17 protein-coding genes are annotated in these 18401 nt (G+C 61.6%); 9 read left to right on the top strand and 8 right to left on the bottom strand.

Annotated elements, in window-relative coordinates; genetic code table 11:
• Positions 1 to 384: 384 nt before the first annotated feature.
• Both ACK4FZ_RS09010 and metE read right to left on the bottom strand, forming a co-directional pair.
• Positions 385 to 1170 carry a substrate-binding periplasmic protein gene (locus tag ACK4FZ_RS09010; protein WP_409820011.1) on the bottom strand — a complete coding sequence of 262 codons (786 nt, stop codon included), beginning with the start codon at positions 1168 to 1170 and terminating at the stop codon, positions 385 to 387.
• Between the two features lie 406 nt (positions 1171 to 1576).
• Entirely contained in the window at positions 1577 to 3856 is a 2280-nt protein-coding gene (gene metE, locus ACK4FZ_RS09005; RefSeq protein WP_409820009.1) for a 5-methyltetrahydropteroyltriglutamate--homocysteine S-methyltransferase, read from the bottom strand.
• A 101-nt stretch (positions 3857 to 3957) separates the two neighbouring features.
• Here metE and ACK4FZ_RS09000 point away from each other — a divergent pair, with 101 nt between their 5' ends.
• Positions 3958 to 4881, top strand: coding sequence for a LysR family transcriptional regulator (locus ACK4FZ_RS09000; RefSeq protein WP_409820027.1), 924 nt, complete (start codon positions 3958 to 3960; stop codon positions 4879 to 4881).
• 98 nt (positions 4882 to 4979) lie between these two features.
• Here ACK4FZ_RS09000 and ACK4FZ_RS08995 read toward each other — a convergent pair whose 3' ends face one another.
• The 5 genes from ACK4FZ_RS08995 to glnA form a co-directional block, all read right to left on the bottom strand.
• Positions 4980 to 5498, bottom strand: a complete 519-nt coding sequence (locus ACK4FZ_RS08995) for an N-acetyltransferase family protein (RefSeq protein ID WP_409820007.1) — start codon at positions 5496 to 5498, stop codon at positions 4980 to 4982.
• On the bottom strand, positions 5495 to 6967 hold the full coding sequence (gene ntrC / locus ACK4FZ_RS08990) for a nitrogen regulation protein NR(I) (protein WP_409820005.1): 1473 nt from the start codon (positions 6965 to 6967) through the stop codon (positions 5495 to 5497). The genes ACK4FZ_RS08995 and ntrC overlap by 4 nt, the downstream gene beginning before the upstream one ends.
• 17 nt (positions 6968 to 6984) lie before the next feature.
• On the bottom strand, positions 6985 to 8037 hold the full coding sequence (gene glnL, locus ACK4FZ_RS08985; protein ID WP_144372483.1) for a nitrogen regulation protein NR(II): 1053 nt from the start codon (positions 8035 to 8037) through the stop codon (positions 6985 to 6987).
• A gap of 164 nt (positions 8038 to 8201) precedes the next feature.
• Complete coding sequence (locus tag ACK4FZ_RS08980; protein WP_409820003.1) at positions 8202 to 8675, bottom strand: DUF4124 domain-containing protein; 474 nt, start codon at positions 8673 to 8675, stop codon at positions 8202 to 8204.
• 148 nt (positions 8676 to 8823) lie between these two features.
• Positions 8824 to 10242, bottom strand: a complete 1419-nt coding sequence (gene glnA, locus ACK4FZ_RS08975; RefSeq protein WP_409820001.1) for a type I glutamate--ammonia ligase — start codon at positions 10240 to 10242, stop codon at positions 8824 to 8826.
• Positions 10243 to 10571: 329 nt separating this feature from the next.
• Between glnA and ACK4FZ_RS08970 the strand changes: the two genes are divergently transcribed.
• The 6 genes from ACK4FZ_RS08970 to ACK4FZ_RS08945 all read left to right on the top strand — a co-directional run bounded on the left by ACK4FZ_RS08970 (position 10572) and on the right by ACK4FZ_RS08945 (position 15934).
• Positions 10572 to 11021 carry a rhodanese-like domain-containing protein gene (locus tag ACK4FZ_RS08970; RefSeq protein ID WP_409819998.1) on the top strand — a complete coding sequence of 150 codons (450 nt, stop codon included), beginning with the start codon at positions 10572 to 10574 and terminating at the stop codon, positions 11019 to 11021.
• A gap of 105 nt (positions 11022 to 11126) precedes the next feature.
• Positions 11127 to 11948, top strand: coding sequence for a shikimate dehydrogenase (gene aroE, locus ACK4FZ_RS08965; protein ID WP_144372487.1), 822 nt, complete (start codon positions 11127 to 11129; stop codon positions 11946 to 11948).
• A 3-nt stretch (positions 11949 to 11951) separates the two neighbouring features.
• Positions 11952 to 12635, top strand: a complete 684-nt coding sequence (mtgA, locus tag ACK4FZ_RS08960) for a monofunctional biosynthetic peptidoglycan transglycosylase (RefSeq protein ID WP_409820025.1) — start codon at positions 11952 to 11954, stop codon at positions 12633 to 12635.
• 321 nt (positions 12636 to 12956) lie between these two features.
• Positions 12957 to 14399 (top strand): magnesium transporter, encoded by a 1443-nt coding sequence (gene mgtE, locus ACK4FZ_RS08955; protein WP_144372490.1) that lies wholly within the window; start codon positions 12957 to 12959, stop codon positions 14397 to 14399.
• A gap of 3 nt (positions 14400 to 14402) precedes the next feature.
• Positions 14403 to 15218: a peptide chain release factor N(5)-glutamine methyltransferase gene (gene prmC / locus ACK4FZ_RS08950; protein WP_409819994.1), complete on the top strand. Its 816-nt coding sequence runs from the start codon at positions 14403 to 14405 to the stop codon at positions 15216 to 15218.
• Positions 15215 to 15934, top strand: a complete 720-nt coding sequence (locus ACK4FZ_RS08945; protein WP_409819992.1) for a phosphatase PAP2 family protein — start codon at positions 15215 to 15217, stop codon at positions 15932 to 15934. Before prmC ends, ACK4FZ_RS08945 begins: the two co-directional genes overlap by 4 nt.
• A gap of 64 nt (positions 15935 to 15998) precedes the next feature.
• On the opposite strand, the gene ACK4FZ_RS08940 is transcribed toward ACK4FZ_RS08945, so the two are convergent.
• Complete coding sequence (locus tag ACK4FZ_RS08940; RefSeq protein WP_144372493.1) at positions 15999 to 16478, bottom strand: peptidylprolyl isomerase; 480 nt, start codon at positions 16476 to 16478, stop codon at positions 15999 to 16001.
• Positions 16479 to 16618: 140 nt separating this feature from the next.
• Here ACK4FZ_RS08940 and ACK4FZ_RS08935 point away from each other — a divergent pair, with 140 nt between their 5' ends.
• Together ACK4FZ_RS08935 and ACK4FZ_RS08930 are read left to right on the top strand one after the other, a co-directional pair.
• A complete protein-coding gene (locus tag ACK4FZ_RS08935) occupies positions 16619 to 17740 on the top strand; it encodes a JmjC domain-containing protein (protein ID WP_409819989.1) in 1122 nt (373 codons plus the stop codon).
• Positions 17741 to 17971: 231 nt separating this feature from the next.
• Positions 17972 to 18217 (top strand): hypothetical protein, encoded by a 246-nt coding sequence (locus ACK4FZ_RS08930; RefSeq protein WP_409819986.1) that lies wholly within the window; start codon positions 17972 to 17974, stop codon positions 18215 to 18217.
• Positions 18218 to 18401 lie beyond the last annotated feature (184 nt).

Raw genomic sequence — 18401 nt, 5'->3', positions numbered from 1 at the left:
CCGAACAGGACCGTGAAACGCCTCAGCGCCGATGATAGTGCGGATACCCGTGTGAAAGTAGGACACCGCCAGACTCCCTTAAGACAAAGCCCAGCTCAAACGAGCTGGGCTTTGTGCATTGACGCGGTGAAACTGCGATGTCGTACCCACCGCCGCGTGCGCTGTTTCCACGATATCCCCCTGCGGTCGACGTCCCCCCCCAATCTCAGTAGCACCCTCGCCACGTTGATCCTGCGGCCAACGTTGGCCGCCATACGCAGCCGATCCGCCGGAACCGATACCTGCCGACCTCGGCTACTCACCGCCCAAGCTCGGCCACGTCGCTGCCGACCCCACGCCGGCCTGCGGTTTATGCGGTACGACGGTCATCAGTGATGTTACCGCCTAGAAACAACCACTGTCGTTACTATCGCCATAGATGGTTACCCACTTTTTTAGCAACGCACTTGCAGCACCACTGTCGACCATTTTTTTCAGTGCTTTATCCATTTCATCTATGACACTGGCTGGAACGTTTCGCCCAAATCCGATATGGATCTTGCTAACGGATACCGGTTTGGGGAGATCCACAATCCGGTCGGTGATGCTTTGCTTTTTAAGATAGGCCATGCCGACGTAGCGGCCAGTAATGAAGTAGTCAATGCGGCCGAGTTCGAGTTTTTTGAAATTGCTTGCCATATCAGGCGCGGTTTCTATCGTTAAGCTGCTCGCCATGTACTCGTCGAAACCATCGCCGAAAACATCACCCAGGCTCATGCCTCCACGATAAGGTTTGAGACTGTCCCAGCTTTGAAAGTCGATGCGCCGGTCTTTGCGGACAAAGACGGCAATGGGGTTTTCAAAAGCTGGCGTCTGACTGAAGCGCAGGTAACGGGCACGTTCCGCATTAATGCGCAGTGGCAGAATGATATCAAGTTGGCCATTTTCGGCATTTTGCAGCACGCGCTTCCAGGGATACAGCTGAGGTTGCAGTTTCACGCTGGCGGGCAGGATGAGTTGTAACTGTTCGACGCTGGCACCGGTTAGGGCGTGGTTATTACGGCACCAATGGTAGGGCGGGTAGTCAGGGTTGCCCGAGTAGCGCAATGTCAGGGCAGCCGCCGCGCCAGTCCAGCAGGCGGCACAGATCAGGGCAAAAAATGTGGTGGCACGACCGAAGGATATCCCCATCAAGCCTCCTCTGCCTCTCCTTATGAACGGTGACCACGTCAGGGCCGCTACGCGTTGCAAGCCGGGTCAATCTCTCCTGTGTCGGCTGATTATAGTGAACACTGCCAGGTTTTGGCCGCGAGCTTGCATATGAGGTGTTGGTTAGTGCTGATGCCTGCTGGGTGCGATACGGTTATTTCAGCATACCGCTTTGCTATTGGCAGTACCCGGCACTAGTCGCTACTGCCAGGTGGTTGCCCTGTGGTTGCCCTGTGTCCAGGCTAGGTGCCGATTAGCTCATGGAAGGCATCTCTGGTGATGAGAGGGCGCTGGGGCAGGTGCTTTGGCTGTGCCCGAAGAGCGGTGATGGCAGAAGCCCCCGTTTGCGAGGCAAGCGGGGGCTGGATCCAGTGATGTCTGCGGTGTTTTAGACTCTTGCGGCCAGCTTGCTCCGCAGGCGCTGGGTAACGTTCACCATGCCTTGCAAGGCGGCTTCGACCTCTGGCCAGCCACGGGTTTTCAGGCCGCAGTCCGGGTTCACCCACAGTCGTTGCGCCGGAATCACCTCCAGTGCCTTGTGCAGCAGTTTTTCCAGCTCGTGCTCCGCCGGAATGCGCGGGCTGTGGATGTCGTATACGCCGGGGCCGATTTCGTTGGGGTAGGCAAAGCTGGCAAAGTCACGCAGCAGTGCCATGTCCGAGCGCGAGGTTTCGATGGTAATCACGTCGGCGTCCAGCGCCGCGATGGCCGGCAGAATGTCGCCGAACTCCGAGTAGCACATATGGGTGTGGATCTGAGTGCTGTCATCGACGCGGGCGCAGGACAGGCGGAACGCTTCGCCAGCCCAGGCCAGATAGGCGTCCCAGTCTGCCCGTTTCAGAGGCAGCCCTTCGCGCACGGCTGGCTCGTCGATCTGGATCACCTTGATGCCGGCGTTTTCCAGGTCCAGTACTTCGTCGTTGATGGCGAGCGCAATCTGGCGGCAGACCTCGCTGCGTGGCAGGTCGTCACGTACGAAGCTCCACTGCAGAATGGTGACCGGGCCGGTAAGCATGCCTTTTACCGGGCGCGGGGTCAGGCTTTGGGCGTATACCGACCAGGCGACGGTCATGGCTTGCGGGCGGGCGACGTCACCGAAAATCAGCGGCGGTTTCACGCAGCGGCTGCCGTAGCTTTGTACCCAGCCGTATTCGGTAAAGGCAAAACCTGCCAGCTGTTCGCCAAAGTATTCCACCATGTCGTTGCGTTCTGCTTCACCGTGCACCAGTACATCGAGCCCCAGTGCTTCCTGCTTGCGGATTACCAGTTCGATTTCGGCTTTCATCGCTTGCTCGTAGCCGGCAGCGTCCAGTTCGCCGCGTTTGAACGCGGCACGGGCGCTGCGGATCTCGGCGGTTTGCGGGAACGAGCCGATCGTCGTGGTGGGCAGCAGCGGCAGTTTCAGCCACGCGGCTTGGGCGGCAGCCCGTACCGGATAGGGGCTGTGGCGACGGTCGCTGTCTGGCGGCAGCGTGGCCAGGCGCGCGCTGACATCGGTACGATGGATGCGCGGATGCTGGCGCCGTTGCTGGTTGGCAAAATCGCTGGCAGCCAGTTCGTTGCTGATGCTGTCACGGCCTTGTACCAGGCCGCGCTTGAGCAGTTTGAGCTCGTTCAGCTTCTGCACCGAGAAGGCCAGCCAGCTCTTCAGATCGACATCCAGTTGCACTTCCTGCGCCAGATCGACCGGGGTGTGCAGCAGGTTGCAGCTGGGTGCCAGCCACAGCTGCTCGCCCAGTAGCTGCCGTAGCTGGTCGGCGCGGGCCAGCGTGGCGGACAGGTCATTGCGCCAGATATTGCGACCGTCGATCAGGCCGGCGGACAGCACACGGCCTTGCGGCCAACCTTGCAGTAAGGTGGCCAGCTGTTCCGGCGCGCGCACCAGGTCCAGATGCACGCCGGCTAGTGGCAGGCTGTGCAGCAGGTCGGCATGCTCGGCCACGCTGCCGAAGTAGGTGGCCAGCAGCAGCTTGAGCGGCGTAGCCGCCAGCGTTTGATAGGTGATGCGGAAGGCTGCGAGCCATTCGGCTGGCAGGTCCAGCGCCAGGATAGGTTCGTCCAGCTGTACCCAATCCACTTTGGCGTCATTCAGCGCGGTCAGCAGCGCTTGGTAGCTGCGTAGCAGGGCCGGCAGCAGGCTGAGGCGATCGAAGTCGGCGCCTTTGCACTTGCCCAGCCACAGCAGGGTAAGCGGGCCGACCAGTACCGGTTTGGCTTTCAGCCCCAGCGCCTGCGCCTCGGCTACTTGTGCCAGCAACGGGGCGGGGTTGGCCGCAAAGGCGGTATTGGCGTGCCACTCCGGTACCAGGTAGTGGTAGTTGGTATCGAACCACTTGGTCATTTCCAGCGCATGCTGGCTGGCGTTACCGCGTGCCAGCTCAAAGTACTGTGCCTGGCTGAGGTTGGCCGCATCGAAGCCGAAGCGCGGCGGGATGGCGCCAACCAGAATTTGCGCATCCAGTACGTGGTCGTACAGCGAGAAATCGCCAACCGGGCTCAGGTCGACGCCGGCGCCTTTTTGCAGCAGCCAGTGGCGCTGGCGTAGATCCCGGGCACCTTGCTGCAAGGCCTGCTCGGCGATGTCGCCGCGCCAGTATTGCTCCAGAAGGAATTTGAGTTCCCGCTTGGCGCCGATGCGGGGGAAACCCAGAAGATGAACTTGGCTCATGTGGAATGCCTTTGCTGATGAATGTTGTGCATTCAGCATGCGGCATCTACAATCATGAGGCAATTTCATTATTTTAACGTTGATCATTAAGGTAATTCATGATGCAAAGCCAGCTCGAACTCCGCCATCTGCGAACCCTGCTGGCGCTGGCAGAGTGCGGCAGCGTGTCGCAGGCGGCCAAGCGCGTGTTCCTTACCCAGTCGGCGTTGTCGCACCAGCTGAAGTCGCTGGAAGAGGCCTACGGCTTGCCCTTGTTCGAGCGCAAAACCCAGCCGCTGCGCTTTACGCCGGCAGGCGAGCGCTTGCTGACACTGGCGCGACAGGTGGCGGCCAACGTGGCCCAAGCCGAGCGCGACCTGGCAAGGCTGCGCGAAGGCGAGGCGGGAGAGCTGCGCATCGCGGTGGAGTGCCATACCTGCTTTGACTGGCTGATGCCGGCGATGGACGCCTTTCGCCAGCACTGGCCGGCGGTGGAGCTGGATATCGTGTCCGGCTTCCATGCCGACCCGGTGGGCTTGTTGCTGACGCGGCGTGCTGATCTGGCCATTACCTCCGAAGCGGAGCCGCAGGAGGGCGTGGTATACCAGCCGCTGTTTGCCTACGAGATGGTGGTGATCATGGCGCGCGACCATGCTGCTGCCGGCAAGGCGGTGTGGCAGGCCGAGGATTTTGCCGACGAAACGTTGATCCATTACCCGGTGCCGGACAGCATGCTGGACCTGGTGCGCAAGGTGTTGCGCCCGGCAGGCGTGCAGCCGGCGCGGCGCACATCGGAGCTGACGGTGGCCATCATCCAGCTGGTGGCCAGCCGTCGCGGCGTGGCGGCGATGCCGTTCTGGGCGGTGAAGCCGTATCTGGACCGTGGCTATATTGCCAGTGCCCGCATCGGCGATGCTGGCTTGCAAAGCGAGCTGTACGCGGCGCTACGCCAGGACGATGCAAGGCTGGCGTATATGACCGATTTTCTGCACACCGTGCGTGAGCAGAGCTTTGCCACCTTGCCGGGTTTGAGCGTGCTGGCTTGATGGTTTGGCCTGATGTCTTGGTTTGATGTCTTGGCTGGAAAATGAAAACGGCACGCCTGCAAGGTGCCGCGTGCCGTTGGCGGTGCGCGAGGATGTGCTTACCGCGGCGCCAGCAGCTTGTAGAAATAGCGGGTGGTGTGCAGCCGGCCATCCGGGCTGGCGGCAAAGTCGGGAATGTCGCCGGCGTGTACCCAGCCCAGCTTCGGGTACAGCTTGGCCGCCACCGATTCGCTATCGGTATCCAGCACCAGCGTGCTGCAGCCGGCTGCCCACGCCGCCGTTTCGGCTTCCTGCATCAGCAGGCGGGCGATGCCCTGGCCCCGTGCGCGGCTGTGTACCATCAGCTTCTGGATTTCGCCGCGGTGCCGGCCGTTGGCCTTGCCGCAGCGCGATAGCTGCACGGTGCCAAGCAACTGGCCGTCGTGTTCGGCCAGCCAGCAATGCAATAGCGGGCCTAGTTCCCCAGCCACGCCTTGCCAGTAGGCCATGGCGTCCTGGCGCGATAGTGGCGCCAGAAAGCCCACCGACGCGCCGCCGTGCACTACGTCTTGCAGCAGTAGCGACAGCGCGTCCAGTTGGCCGTTATCGAGTCGGGCGCAATGTGTCAGGGTGATCAATCGTGTTCCAGTCCCAGTTCCTGGATCTTGCGGGTAAGGGTGTTGCGGCCCCAGCCCAGCAGCTGCGCCGCTTCTACCTTGCGACCACCGGTATGAGCCAGACCGCTCTTGATGCAGGTGCTTTCAAAGCGGGCGGTGAGGTCGTCGATAATGCCGGTTTCACCAGCAGCCAGCCGTTGGCTGACTTCGCGCGCCAGCAGTTGCAACCAGTCGCCTTCCACCAGGGTGGGGTGGGCCGCCACGGCGCCGAGGCTGGGCGCCGCCGTGTTTGCTTCGCTGGTGACGTAGGCCGCGTCGTGTGGCGCCGCTTCGGCTGCCTGGCGGAATTCCGGCGGCAGGTCAGCGCTTTCCACCGTTTGCCCCGGCGCCATCACCGTAATCCACTGGCACAGGTTTTCCAGCTGCCGCACGTTGCCGGGGAAGGCGTAATGCCGCACCAGCAGCATGGCAGGCTCGGACAAGCGCTTGGGTTCGACGCTCAGGTTGGCCGCACTGCGCGCCAGGAAGTGACGTACCAGCAGCGGGATGTCCTCGCTGCGCTCGCGCAGCGGCGGCAGCCGCAGCCGGATGACGTTGAGGCGGTGGAACAGGTCTTCGCGGAACTGGCCCTGTTTGACGCGCTCTTCCAGATGCTGGTGCGTCGCGGCAATCACGCGCACATTGGCCTTGATCGGGGTATGGCCGCCGACGCGGTAGAAGTGGCCGTCAGACAGCACGCGCAGCAGGCGGGTCTGCAGCTCGGTGGGCATGTCGCCGATTTCGTCCAGGAACAGCGTGCCGCCTTCGGCTTCTTCAAAGCGGCCGCGACGACTGCCGACGGCACCGGTGAAGGCACCTTTTTCGTGGCCGAATAGCTCGGACTCCAGCAGGTCTTTCGGAATGGCGGCGGTGTTCAGCGCGATGAACGGTTTGCTGGCGCGCACCGAATGACGGTGCAGTGCTTCGGCCACCCGCTCCTTGCCGGTACCGGATTCACCGGTAATCAGCACGGTAACGCTGGATTGCGACAGACGGCCGATGGCACGGAACACGTCCTGCATGGCCGGGGCCTGGCCCAGCAGTGCCGGCATGGCCTCCGGGCTGTCGGCGCCGCCGCTGCTGCTGCGGCTTTCGGCCAGCGCGCGCTCGATCAGGGCGACTGCTTGGTCCACGTCGAACGGCTTGGGCAGGTATTCGAAGGCCCCGCCCTGGAAAGCCGATACGGCGGAGTCCAGGTCGGAGTGGGCGGTCATGATGATGACCGGCAGCGCCGGATGTTCGGCTTTGACCTTGCCCAGAAACTTCAGCCCGTCGGTACCGGGCATGCGGATGTCGCTGATGATGACACTGGGAATGGTGTCGTACAGGGCGTTGAGCGCGTCGTCGGCGCTGGCAAAACTCTGGTAGGCGATGTTGCTGCGCGACAGCGACTTTTCCAGCACCCAGCGGATTGCCTTGTCGTCGTCGATGATCCAGACCGTTTGCGTCATATTGGCTCGCCTTGTGGTTATTGATCGGGGCCGAACGGCATCAGTACCGTGAAGCAGGTATGGCCGGGCCGCGATTCGAATTCGATGGTGCCACCGTGCTGATGCACGAAAGTTTGCGCCAGGGTCAGCCCCAGGCCGGTCCCCTCGGCGCGTCCGGTTACCAGCGGATAGAACACATGGTTGCGGATTTCCTCCGGAATGCCGGGGCCGTTGTCGATGATCTGCAATTTTAGTGCCAGGTTATGACGCTTCCGTGCCAGTGTGACCTGGCGCGCGACGCGGGTACGGAAAACCAGCTCGCCGTGGCCTTGCATGGCCTGTACCGCGTTCTTGCCGATGTTCAGCACCACCTGGATCAGCTGCTCTTTGTCGGCGGCCAACATCGGCAGGCTGATGTCGTAATCCCGTTTCACCAGCAGCCCTTGTGGGTACTCGGCCAGCAGGATGCTGCGTACCCGCTCCAGCACTTCGTGGATATTGACGTCGCTGGCGATATGGCGCCGGTGCGGGGCCAGCAGGCGGTCTACCAGCGACTGCAAGCGCAGCGCCTCTTCGCGGATGACGCCGGTGTACTCCAGCAGCTCGGGGCGGTCGGCAATTTCGTGCTCCAGCAACTGTGCCGCGCCACGGATGCCACCCAGCGGGTTCTTGATTTCATGCGCCAAGTTGCGGATCAGCTCGCGATTGGCTTGCTGCTGCAGCAATAGCCGTTCTTCATTGACGATGCGCAGTTGCTGTTCGATCGGGCGCATTTCCACCAGCGCCAGGCGTACCGGGCCGTCGATGGGGGTAACGGTCAGGCCGATATGCAGCGCCTGGTCGCCTTCCGGCGTGAGCTCCAGATCGTGTTCGATAAAGCTGCCGGCGTGATCCAGTGCCATCTGCACCGCGTTGCGCAGCGCTTTGGCGTCGTGGAAGTGCTCGTACAGCGACAGCTTCCGCAGGCCTTTGTGGCTGATGCCCAGCAGGTTTTCGCTGGCGGGGTTGGCGTAGTGCAGTTGGCCGCTGCGTTCTACGATCATGACGGGTGTGTCGAGCAGCTCAAGGCCGGAATACGGGTGTAGGGGCATGGTTGGGCGTCCGTTGTGCCTGTCTTGCCACCGTGCGGAATCGAACGGTGCTTGCTACTGCCCTTAGCAATTGCCGCGCCCGGTGTAGCGACCCGAGACGGTGACTGGATTCACCCGGCATGCCCGAAAAAGGGCAGCAGGTGAGGATAAGGGTAGTGGTTGCACTATTTTAGTGCACTTTGCCCGCCCAGTTCCTGATTCAGTGCGCTGATATTGCGCTCGCGGTCGGTCACCGCATCTTGCAGGCGTTGCAGCAGTGCTGGCGCGCTGCCCGGCTTGCGTTTGGCGTCTGCCAGTGCGGCACGTGCCTCTGCCAGGGCTTTCTGTTCGTTGTCCAGTTCGGTCTGCAGGATGCGGCGGCGACCTTCGTCGCGGTTGCGTTGGGTGCCGGCATCGACCGACGGAACGCTGACGTTGGCCGCCGGTGCGCGTGCCCGGGTGCTGCCTGGGCGGGGCGTGACGCTACCCCGGCTGACGGTATCGGGGTTGGCCGGCGTAACGATGATGGCCTGGGCGCCCGGTTGCGGCATATTGGTGAAGGTGACGTGACCGTCCTTGTCTACGTAGCGGTAGATGGTGCTGGCGGTAGCCGGCAGCAGGCTGCTGGCCAGAAACAGGGGAAGCAGTAGACGGCGCATGTTGGGTAAGCTGTGAATCATCGCAGACGCATGATAGAGCAAAGCCGGGTAAACGTCAGTGACTGCCGTCATGCATGCAAGCCGGATGGCATGAAAAAACCCGCACCATGGTGGGTGCGGGTTTGCAGCGTAACGCGGGTCGAATCGCTTACAGGCTGTAGTACATCGCAAATTCTACCGGGTGGGTAGTCATGCGGGTCAGGTTCACTTCCTTCATCTTCAGTTCGATGTAGGCGTCGATCCATTCATTGGAGAACACGCCGCCACGGGTCAGGAACTCGCGGTCTGCGTCCAGGGCTGCCAGGGCTTCGTCCAGCGAGGCGCACACGGTCGGAATCAGTTTGTCTTCTTCCGGCGGCAGGTCGTACAGGTTCTTGTCTGCAGCGTCGCCCGGGTGGATCTTGTTCTGGATACCATCCAGACCGGCCATCAGCAGTGCGGAGAAGCACAGGTACGGGTTAGCCAGCGGGTCCGGGAAGCGCGCCTCGATACGACGGCCTTTCGGGTTGGCCACATGCGGGATACGGATGGAAGCGGAACGGTTTTTGGCGGAGTAGGCCAGTTTTACCGGTGCTTCGTAGTGCGGAACCAGACGCTTGTAGGAGTTGGTACCCGGGTTGGTAATGGCGTTCAGTGCCTTGGCGTGCTTGATGATACCGCCGATGTAGTACAGGGCGGTGTCGGACAGGCCGGCGTAGCCGTCACCGGCAAACAGGTTCTTGCCGTCTTTCCAGATGGACTGGTGCACGTGCATGCCCGAACCGTTGTCGCCAACGATCGGTTTCGGCATGAAAGTAGCGGTTTTGCCGTAGCTGTGGGCAACGTTGTGCACCACGTACTTCAGGATCTGGGTCCAGTCGGCACGCTGGGTCAGGGTGCTGAACTTGGTGCCGATTTCGTTCTGGCCGGCAGTCGCCACTTCGTGGTGGTGTACTTCTACCGGTACGCCCAGTTCTTCCAGCAGCAGCACCATGGCCGAGCGGATGTCTTGCGAGGAGTCAACCGGGGGTACCGGGAAGTAGCCGCCTTTGACGCCCGGACGGTGGCCGGTGTTGCCGCCTTCGAATTCTTCAGCGGAAGCCCAGGCAGCTTCTTCTGCCTTGATCTTCACGAAGCAGCCGGACATGTCGGTGCCCCAGGTGATGCTGTCGAAAATGAAGAATTCCGGTTCCGGGCCGAAGAAGGCGGTGTCACCAATACCGGAGGCCTTCAGGTAGGCTTCGGCACGTTTGGCTACCGAGCGCGGGCAGCGGTCGTAACCCTTGCCATCGGCCGGGTCGATCACGTCGCAGCTCATGAATACGGTCGGCTCGTCGAAGAACGGGTCGATCTTGGCGGTGGCCGGGTCGGCCATCAGCAGCATGTCGGAGGCTTGAATGCCTTTCCAGCCGGCGATGGAGGAGCCGTCGAAGGCGTGGCCGCGTTCGAACCACTCGTCGGCATCTTCCAGCAGGACGTGAGCCGGGATGGTCACGTGTTGTTCTTTACCCATCGTGTCGGTAAAGCGCAAATCGACAAATTTAACGTCGTTTTCGGTGATGAGCTTGACTACGTCTGCAACCGCCATGGATATCTCCTAGAGAAAGCTAAGTGCATCAAACGGGATGACACAAAACAGGTGTGTCGGGCTTAAAGCATGAACCGTGCCAGCGATTTGGTGCGGTTTGGGTACTGCTTGGTGCGTGCACGGCGATGAAATATCAATATAAAAGCCCATCTTTGGTGCATGCGCCAATTTGGTGCTCAATTTTGGTGCGATGGTGCGCTTGCTTGCCTGTGCGCTAGGCTGCATGATGGCAGCCATTATTATGCAAACTGTGACGTGATGTCGTGATGACAATCAACCCCACGCACAAGTTGCCCTGCCTTCTTTTTTCTGTCTTTCAGGAGTTCAGCATGAACGTGGAGAACATTCTGGCTGCTGCGGCGGCCCGTGGCGCACAACTGGGGCTGGCCTACAGCGGTGCCGTTAGCCCGGCCGAGGCCTGGGCCTTGCGCCAGCAGCTGCCCGGTAGCGTGATTGTGGATGTGCGCAGCGCGGCCGAATGGCAGTTTGTTGGTGTGGTGCCCGATGCCGTCCGTATCGAATTGCGTAGCTATCCGGGTATGGTGCCCAACCCCGGCTTTGTGACCCAGCTGCAACAGCAGGTGGACAAGTCGGCGACCGTGCTGTTCATCTGCCGTAGTGGTGCCCGTTCCGACGAGGCCGCCAGGTTGGCCGCCGAGGCCGGCTACAGCCAGGTTTACAACGTGCTGGAAGGCTTTGAAGGCGACCGTGACGCGGCTCAGCACCGTGGCAGCGTCAATGGCTGGAAAGCCGCCGGGCTGCCGTGGATGCAGGGCTAAGGCGCAGGCGGTTGCAGTTTCGTGTCCGACAAGGCAAAGTGTGCTTTCGTCGGCCAAGCGGCTGCCACCGACTTGCTGACTTACCCTTATCAGAGATAGTGAATCATGACTGATCGTTACGCTGTTATTGGCAACCCGATTTCCCATAGCCAGTCGCCGTTCATCCATACCGAGTTTGCCACCGCTACCGGCCAGCACTTGCAGTACGAGAAGCTGTTTGCCGACATCGGCAAGTTTGACGAGGTGGTCTCCGCCTTTGTTGCGGCGGGTGGCCGCGGCCTGAACGTGACCCTGCCGTTCAAGGGCGATGCTTTCCGCTTTGCCGATGAAGTGACCGAATGTGCCCGCCTGTCCGAAGCGGTGAACACGCTGACCTTCCGTGACGGCAAGGTTTACGGCGACAACACCGACGGCGTTGGCCTGGTGCGCGATATCGTGGAAAACATGGACGTGCCGATGGCCGGCAAGCGCGTGCTGCTGCTGGGTGCTGGTGGCGCCGTGCGCGGTGTCCTGCCCAGCTTGCTGGCAGAGCAGCCGTCCAGCCTGACCATTGCCAACCGTACCGTGGCCAAGGCCGAGGCGCTGGCTGCCCAGTTTGCCAGCCTGGGCCAGATCGAAGCCGCCGGCTACGACGCGCTGGCCGGTCGCCAGTTCGACATCATCATCAACGGCACCTCCACCAGCCTGCAGGGCGAACTGCCGCCGCTGCCGGCCGGTGTGTTTGCCCCGGGTGCGCTGGCTTATGACATGGTGTACAGCCGTGGCCTGACCCCATTCCTGCGCCGCGCCCAAAGCGAGCAGGCCGGCATGCTGGCCGATGGTCTGGGCATGCTGGTAGAGCAGGCGGCGGAGTCGTTCCGCATCTGGCGTGGCGTACAGCCGGAAACGCGTAAAGTCACCAATATGCTGCGCGAGGTACTGGCCTAAGTGTTGCGCTGGTCCTTACGCATCGGGGCGGCCTTGTTGGCCGCCCTTTTTCTGTACAACCTGTGGATCTTCGGCCACATCGTGTACTGGCGCAGTTTCAACCCGTCGGCCAGCGCGTTCATGACTGAGCAACTGGCCCGCCTGCAGGAAGAAGACCCCGAGGCCGAGCTGCGCCACAAATGGGTGCCCTACGAGCGCATCTCGCCCAATCTCAAGCGTGCGCTGATCGCGTCCGAAGACGCCAAGTTCGTCGATCACGAGGGCTTTGACTGGGACGGTATCGAGGCCGCGTTCGAAAAGAACCTGAAGCAGGGCCGCATCGTGGCCGGTGGCTCCACCATCAGCCAGCAGCTAGCCAAAAACCTGTTCCTCTCCAGTAAGAGAACACCGTGGCGCAAGCTGGAAGAGGCCATGATTACGGTGATGCTTGAAGCAGTAATGGACAAGCGCCGCATCTTCGAGATTTACCTGAACGTGATCGAGTGGGGTAACGGCGTATTTGGTGCCGAGGCGGCAGCTCGGCACTACTACCGTACGTCGGCGGCGCGGCTGTCGGCCGGGCAGGCGGCCAAGTTGGCCGCGATGGTGCCCAACCCGCGTTTTTATGATGAGCACCGCAACGCGCCGGGGCTGGCGCGCAAGACGCGCATCATCCTGCGGCGCATGCCGCTGGCCGATACGCCATAACACAGGATCATCGCAAAAACCCCGGCCTGTGCTGCTAAGCCCGGCCGGGGCTTTTTCATGCTGCGGCGGCCCGGTGATGTGGCCAGGCCCGCCATGCGCCGGCATTGTGCATTTATGCGCCTTGGCGCCCGGCCGCGTCTGGCTGTCGTACTGGCTGCATGTTACAATCCGGCCTCTTTCGTGATAGCTGCGCAGGAGCGCGGTGTAACTCATGGACTTACCCAGTTATTTCCTTTCTGATCTAGCCCTTACGGCTCAAAACTAAACCCCGCCCTTTGCCGGATGCATGGTCATTTCCGCCACGGGCGGAAGGAGACGTGCATGACGGTTGTCGACAAGAAACAACCTACCGATCGTCTGCAGGACAACCTCGTCCAGGTTCAGCGCCTTATCGAGCGCCACCGGCTGGTCGAGGACTTGGTGCATCGTCAGGACATGCCGCGGCATGACCTGGTGGAGTCGCTCGTCCACAAGCAGAACCTGGCCGAGCTGGAACACAAGCTGGAGGCGCTGCACCCGGCCGATATCGCCTACATCCTGGAAGCGTTGCCGCTGGAAGACCGCCTGCTGGTGTGGGACCTGGTCGACAGCGACGACGAAGGCGACATCCTGCTGGAAGTGTCCGACGCGGTGCGCGAATCGCTGATCGAGGCGATGGAGCAGCACGAGCTGGTGGCGGCGGCCGAGCAGCTGGACGCCGACGAGCTGGCCGACCTGGCGCCGGACCTGCCGCGCCAGGTGGTGTACGAGGTGATGGGCGGCCTGGACGAAGAAGAGCGCCAGCAGCTGCAGTCGGTGTTGTCGTACGAAGAAGACCAGGTCGGTGCGCTGATGGACTTCGACCTGGTGAAGATCCGCGCCGATGTCAGCTGTGAAGTGGTGCTGCGCTACCTGCGCCGCTTCGATGAACTGCCCAGCCAGACCGACAAGATTTTCGTGACCGACGAGGCCGGCGTGCTTAAGGGCGTGCTGCCGGTGCGCAAGCTGCTGGTGTCCGACCCCGACGCGCTGGTGGAAGAGGTGATGGCCACCGAAGTGGTGAGCTTTCGCCCGGAAGAAGACGCCGCCGACGCGGCGCTGGCGTTCGAGCGTTACGATCTGGTGACCGCGCCGGTGCTGGACGAGCACGGCGTGCTGATCGGCCGCCTGACGGTGGACGAGATGGTGGACGTGATCCGCGAAGAATCGGAAACCGAAGCGCTGAACCTGGCGGGCCTGAAGGAAGAGGAAGACCTGTTTGCTCCGGTGATCGATTCGGTGAAAAACCGCTGGGCTTGGCTGGCCATCAACCTGTGCACCGCGTTTGTGGCCAGCCGGGTGATTGGCGCTTTTGAGGGCAGCATCGAAAAGCTGGTGGCGCTGGCGGCGCTGATGCCCATCGTGGCAGGTATTGGCGGCAACTCCGGCAACCAGACCATCACCATGATCGTGCGCGCGCTGGCCATGGGCCAGTTGCAGCCGGGGCAGGCCAATCGTTTATGGCGCAAAGAGCTGGGCGTGTCGGTGATCAATGGCGTGGTATGGGGTGGCGCGCTGGGCGTGCTGGCCTGGATGCTGTACGGCAGCTTCTCGCTGGGCCTGGTGATGCTGGCGGCCACCACGCTGAACCTGATGTTGGCCGCCACCATGGGGGTGCTGATTCCCACCATGATGGAGCGTTTCGGCAAAGACCCGGCGGTGGGCAGCAGCGTGCTGATCACGGCGTGTACCGACTCGGGTGGTTTCTTTATTTTCCTGGGCCTCGCCAGCCTGTTCCTGTTGTAGATCATGCCTAGCATCAACGAAGCCCTACGCCACTTTACGCTGCCGCGGCTGGAGTCGCGGCTGCTGCTGGCCCACGTCAGCGGCCTGAGCCATAGCGCCATGGTATCGGCTGGCCCGGCGCCATTGCCCGATGCACAGTGGCAAGCATTTTGCCAACTGGCCGAGCGTCGCCTGGCTGGCGAGCCGGTGGCCTATTTGCTGGGCGAGCGCGAGTTTTATGGCCGCCGCTTTGCGGTATCGCCGGCGGTGCTGATACCGCGCCCGGAAACGGAGCACTTGGTAGACGCGGCGCTGGACAAGGTTGGCCGCATGCAGCCTGCCCGCGTTGTGGATCTGGGCACCGGCAGCGGTGCCATTGCGGTAACGCTGGCGCTGGAAGCGCCGGCCTGGCAAGTGACGGCGGTAGACCTGTCGCCGGATGCATTGGCGATGGCTGCGGCCAACGCCGCGTCGCTGGGGGCCGCGGTGGCGTTCCACCATGGCAGCTGGTTTGCGCCTTTGCCGGGCGATGCCGTGTTCGAGCTGATTGTCAGCAACCCGCCGTATATCGATGCCGCCGATCACCATCTGGGCGAGGGCGACGTGCGCTTCGAGCCGCGCATGGCGCTGACTGATGGCAACGACGGGCTGGATTGCCTGCGTGCCATCGCCGCTGGAGCGCCGGCCAGGTTGGCCGCCGGTGGCTGGCTGATGGTGGAGCACGGTTACGACCAGGGGCCGGCTTGTCGTCAGCTGTTCGAGCAGGCCGGGCTGCAGCAGGTGGCGACGTTGCCTGATCTGGCTGGCCTCGATCGCGTGACGCTGGGGTGCAAGCCATGAGCAAGGTGATGGCCGTGGTGTTGGGGGCGCTGGCGCTGCTGGTGTGGCAGCTGGAGCTGAACCAGAGCCTGTTTGTCAGCCTGCATCACGCCTTGGCCGTGGTGCCGGGGCTGGTGTGGCGTCTGCTGAGTATGGCCGGCGAGTGGACGCTGGTGATCGGCGTGCTGCTGTGGCTGGCGGCGCGCCAGCCGCTACTGTTGCCGCGCATGGTGATGCTGGGGCTGGGGGGCGTACTGGCCAGCATCTGGCTGAAAGCTGGTTTTGATGTGCTGCGGCCGCCACTGTTGCTGCCGGTAGGCACCGTTACTTTGCTGGATGTGTTGCCGACCAACCAGTCTTTCCCGTCCGGCCATGCCATTGCGGTGGCGGTGCTGGCCGGGGTGTTGATGTGGAAACGGTCGTTGCGCGGCCAACTTGGCCTGGCTTTGCTGGCGGTGATGGTGTGCCTGTCGCGCATCGCCATCGGTGTGCACTGGCCGCTGGACGTGCTGGCGGGGGCGGCTGCCGGTTTTGTGCTGGTGTCGCTGGCCGAGCGGGTGGGCAAAAGCAGCTTTCCGCCAGCCTTGCTTTTGCAGGCATGCAAGGCGCTGGCGCTGGTATTGCTGGCCGTGACGCTGGTGAAGCTGTGGCATGCCCGGCCTAATGAAGCCTATGTGTTGTACAACCTGATCACGCTGGGGCTGTGTGCTGCCGTGCTGCGCCGTGCGGCCTTGTAAGCGGCAGGCATGAAAAAACGGGGCGAAGCCCCGTTTTGTGTTGCCATTACCCGAAGGGTAGGGCTTAGTGGTGGTGACCGTGTTCGCCGTGGGCGTGACCGTGGGCGATTTCGTCTTCGGTAGCCGGGCGGATTTCAGCCACGGTAGCCTGGAAGCGGATGGTCAGGCCAGCCAGCGGGTGGTTGCCGTCCAGCACGGCTTTGCCATCGGCAACGTCGGTGACGCGGAACAGGATCACGTCGCCGGTTTCCGGATCGTCAGCTTCGAACATCATGCCGACTTCGACTTCTTCCGGCAGCACGTCCAGCGGCTCTACGCGCACCAGCTCTTCTTCCGGCTCGCCGAAAGCGTCGTCCGGGGTCAGGGTCACGTTGATGGACTCGCCCACGGCTTTGCCGTGCAGGGCTTCTTCCACCAGCGGGAAAATGCCGTCGTAACCGCCATGCAGGTAAGCGATGGGCTCTTCAGTCTTGTCGAGCAGGGTGTTGTCGGCGTCGTACATTTCGTAGTGAATGGTTACGACCGAGTTTTTAACGATTTGCATGAGGCGGTACCGTCGTAGAGAGAATGAAAGGGAATCTTGATACATCGCAGGCCGGCCGGTACTCGGATGCAGCACAATCCGGCGCAAACAGATATCCCCCTATTGTAAACCATTGACCGAGTGCGTCACGAGAATCTGCCATGAAACCGATTGATCTACTGGGTGGCATGACTGCCGACACCTTCCTGAAAGAATACTGGCACAAGAAGCCGCTGCTGATCCGTGGCGCGCTGAAGGACGTGGGCGAGCACGTCGATTACGCCTGGTTGGCCAAGTTGGCCGCCGATGAGGACGTAGAGTCGCGTTTGATCGAGTACAAGCAGGGCAAGTGGCACCTGGAGCGCGGCCCGTTCCGCGCTGGCCGCCTGCGCCGCCTGCCGGAAACCGACTGGACCATCCTGGTGCAGAACGTCAACCATCACCTGCCGCATATTGCCGATATCCTGTGGCGCTTCGACTTCATGCCGTATGCCCGTCTGGACGACCTGATGATCAGCTATGCGCCACCTGGCGGTACCGTTGGCCCGCATTTCGATTCTTATGATGTGTTCCTGCTGCAGGTGGGCGGGCGCAAGCGCTGGCAGATTTCGTCGCAGAAAGACGAGGCCTTTATCGAAGATGCGCCGATCAAGGTGCTGAAAGATTTCCAGGTAGAAGAGGAATTCATCCTGGAACACGGTGACATGCTGTACCTGCCGCCCAAGTGTGCGCACTACGGCGTGGCGCTGGAGCCGGGCATGACCTACTCCATCGGCTTCCGCGCCCCGTCGGCGCAGGAGCTGGCCACCGAGTTTCTGGTGTACCTGCAAGACCGGGTGTGCGTGGAAGGCCGTTACGCCGACCCCGACCTCAAACAGCAGCCCGAGCCGGCACGTATCAGCGACGACATGGTCGAGCAGGTGAGAGCCATGCTGCAGCAGATCCGCTGGGATAAATCGGTGGTCGCCGATTTCCTGGGACATTACCTGACCGAACCCAAACCGCATGTATTTTACGAAGGGCCTGAAGACGAGCTGGACGAGGCAGATTTTGCCGATGCAGTACAGCAAAAGGGCATAGTGCTGGACTTGAAGAGTCAGATTCTTTATGCAAATGGAATGCTGTACTGCAACGGACAGGTGTTGGAAAGCGAACCGCAAGACCAGGTGGCTTGGCAGCAGCTGGCGAATGGTCGTCAATTGTCTGCCGATCGATTGTCAGACAGTATGGTGCCTTTGCTATTCGAGGGTTACCAAGCCGGTTGGTGGTACATCGCAGACTGAAAGCACGGCACTGTGGCGTGTAAGTGGCAGTGGAGATGATCGTAAACGAAGATTTTTTATCGAAATGACTGTGGGTGTCGTTATAGCAATGTTGCGCTGCAGCACTGCCGATGCAGATATCCGCAATAAATTAACGTTTACCCCCTTCCCAACATTTTTATTCGTGCTAGAATTTGCGCACTGACAGTATCTACACTGCTTTCTCTGTCCAACTTTTTTTGAGAGAGAGTAGTGAACCAGACGTCTTGTTCAACACTTACTTTCAAAGGTAATAAACAAATGAAACAGTCGCTCCTCGTTGCTGCCCTGCTGGCCGTTGCTCTGTCCGCTTGCGGCAAAAAAGAAGAAGCTCCGGTAGAAGCTTCCGCTCCGGCAGTAGAAGCTTCCGCTCCGGCCGTTGAAGCCTCCGCTCCGGCTGCTGACGCTTCCGCTCCGGCTGCTGACGCTTCCGCTCCGGCTGCTTCTGCTGCTCAGTAATCACGTTCTACGTGCTTACCTAAAAAACCGGCCTCTGGCCGGTTTTTTTATTGTCTGCCATGCTGCCGAAAGCCAGGATCGGTTAACGCCATTTTGATGTGGCGGCGCTTGGCAGGCGGCCATGTACGAAACCGTAGGCAGCGGCGCGATCTCTGCCTGCGTGGTGTGACAACGCAGTGCTCCG

The sequence above is a fragment of the Vogesella sp. genome (assembly GCF_046297735.1).
Taxonomy (GTDB): Bacteria; Pseudomonadota; Gammaproteobacteria; order Burkholderiales; family Chromobacteriaceae; genus Vogesella; species Vogesella urethralis.
Note: the sequence above shows the minus strand (reverse complement) of the source record. Positions and strands in the feature narration are given on the sequence as shown.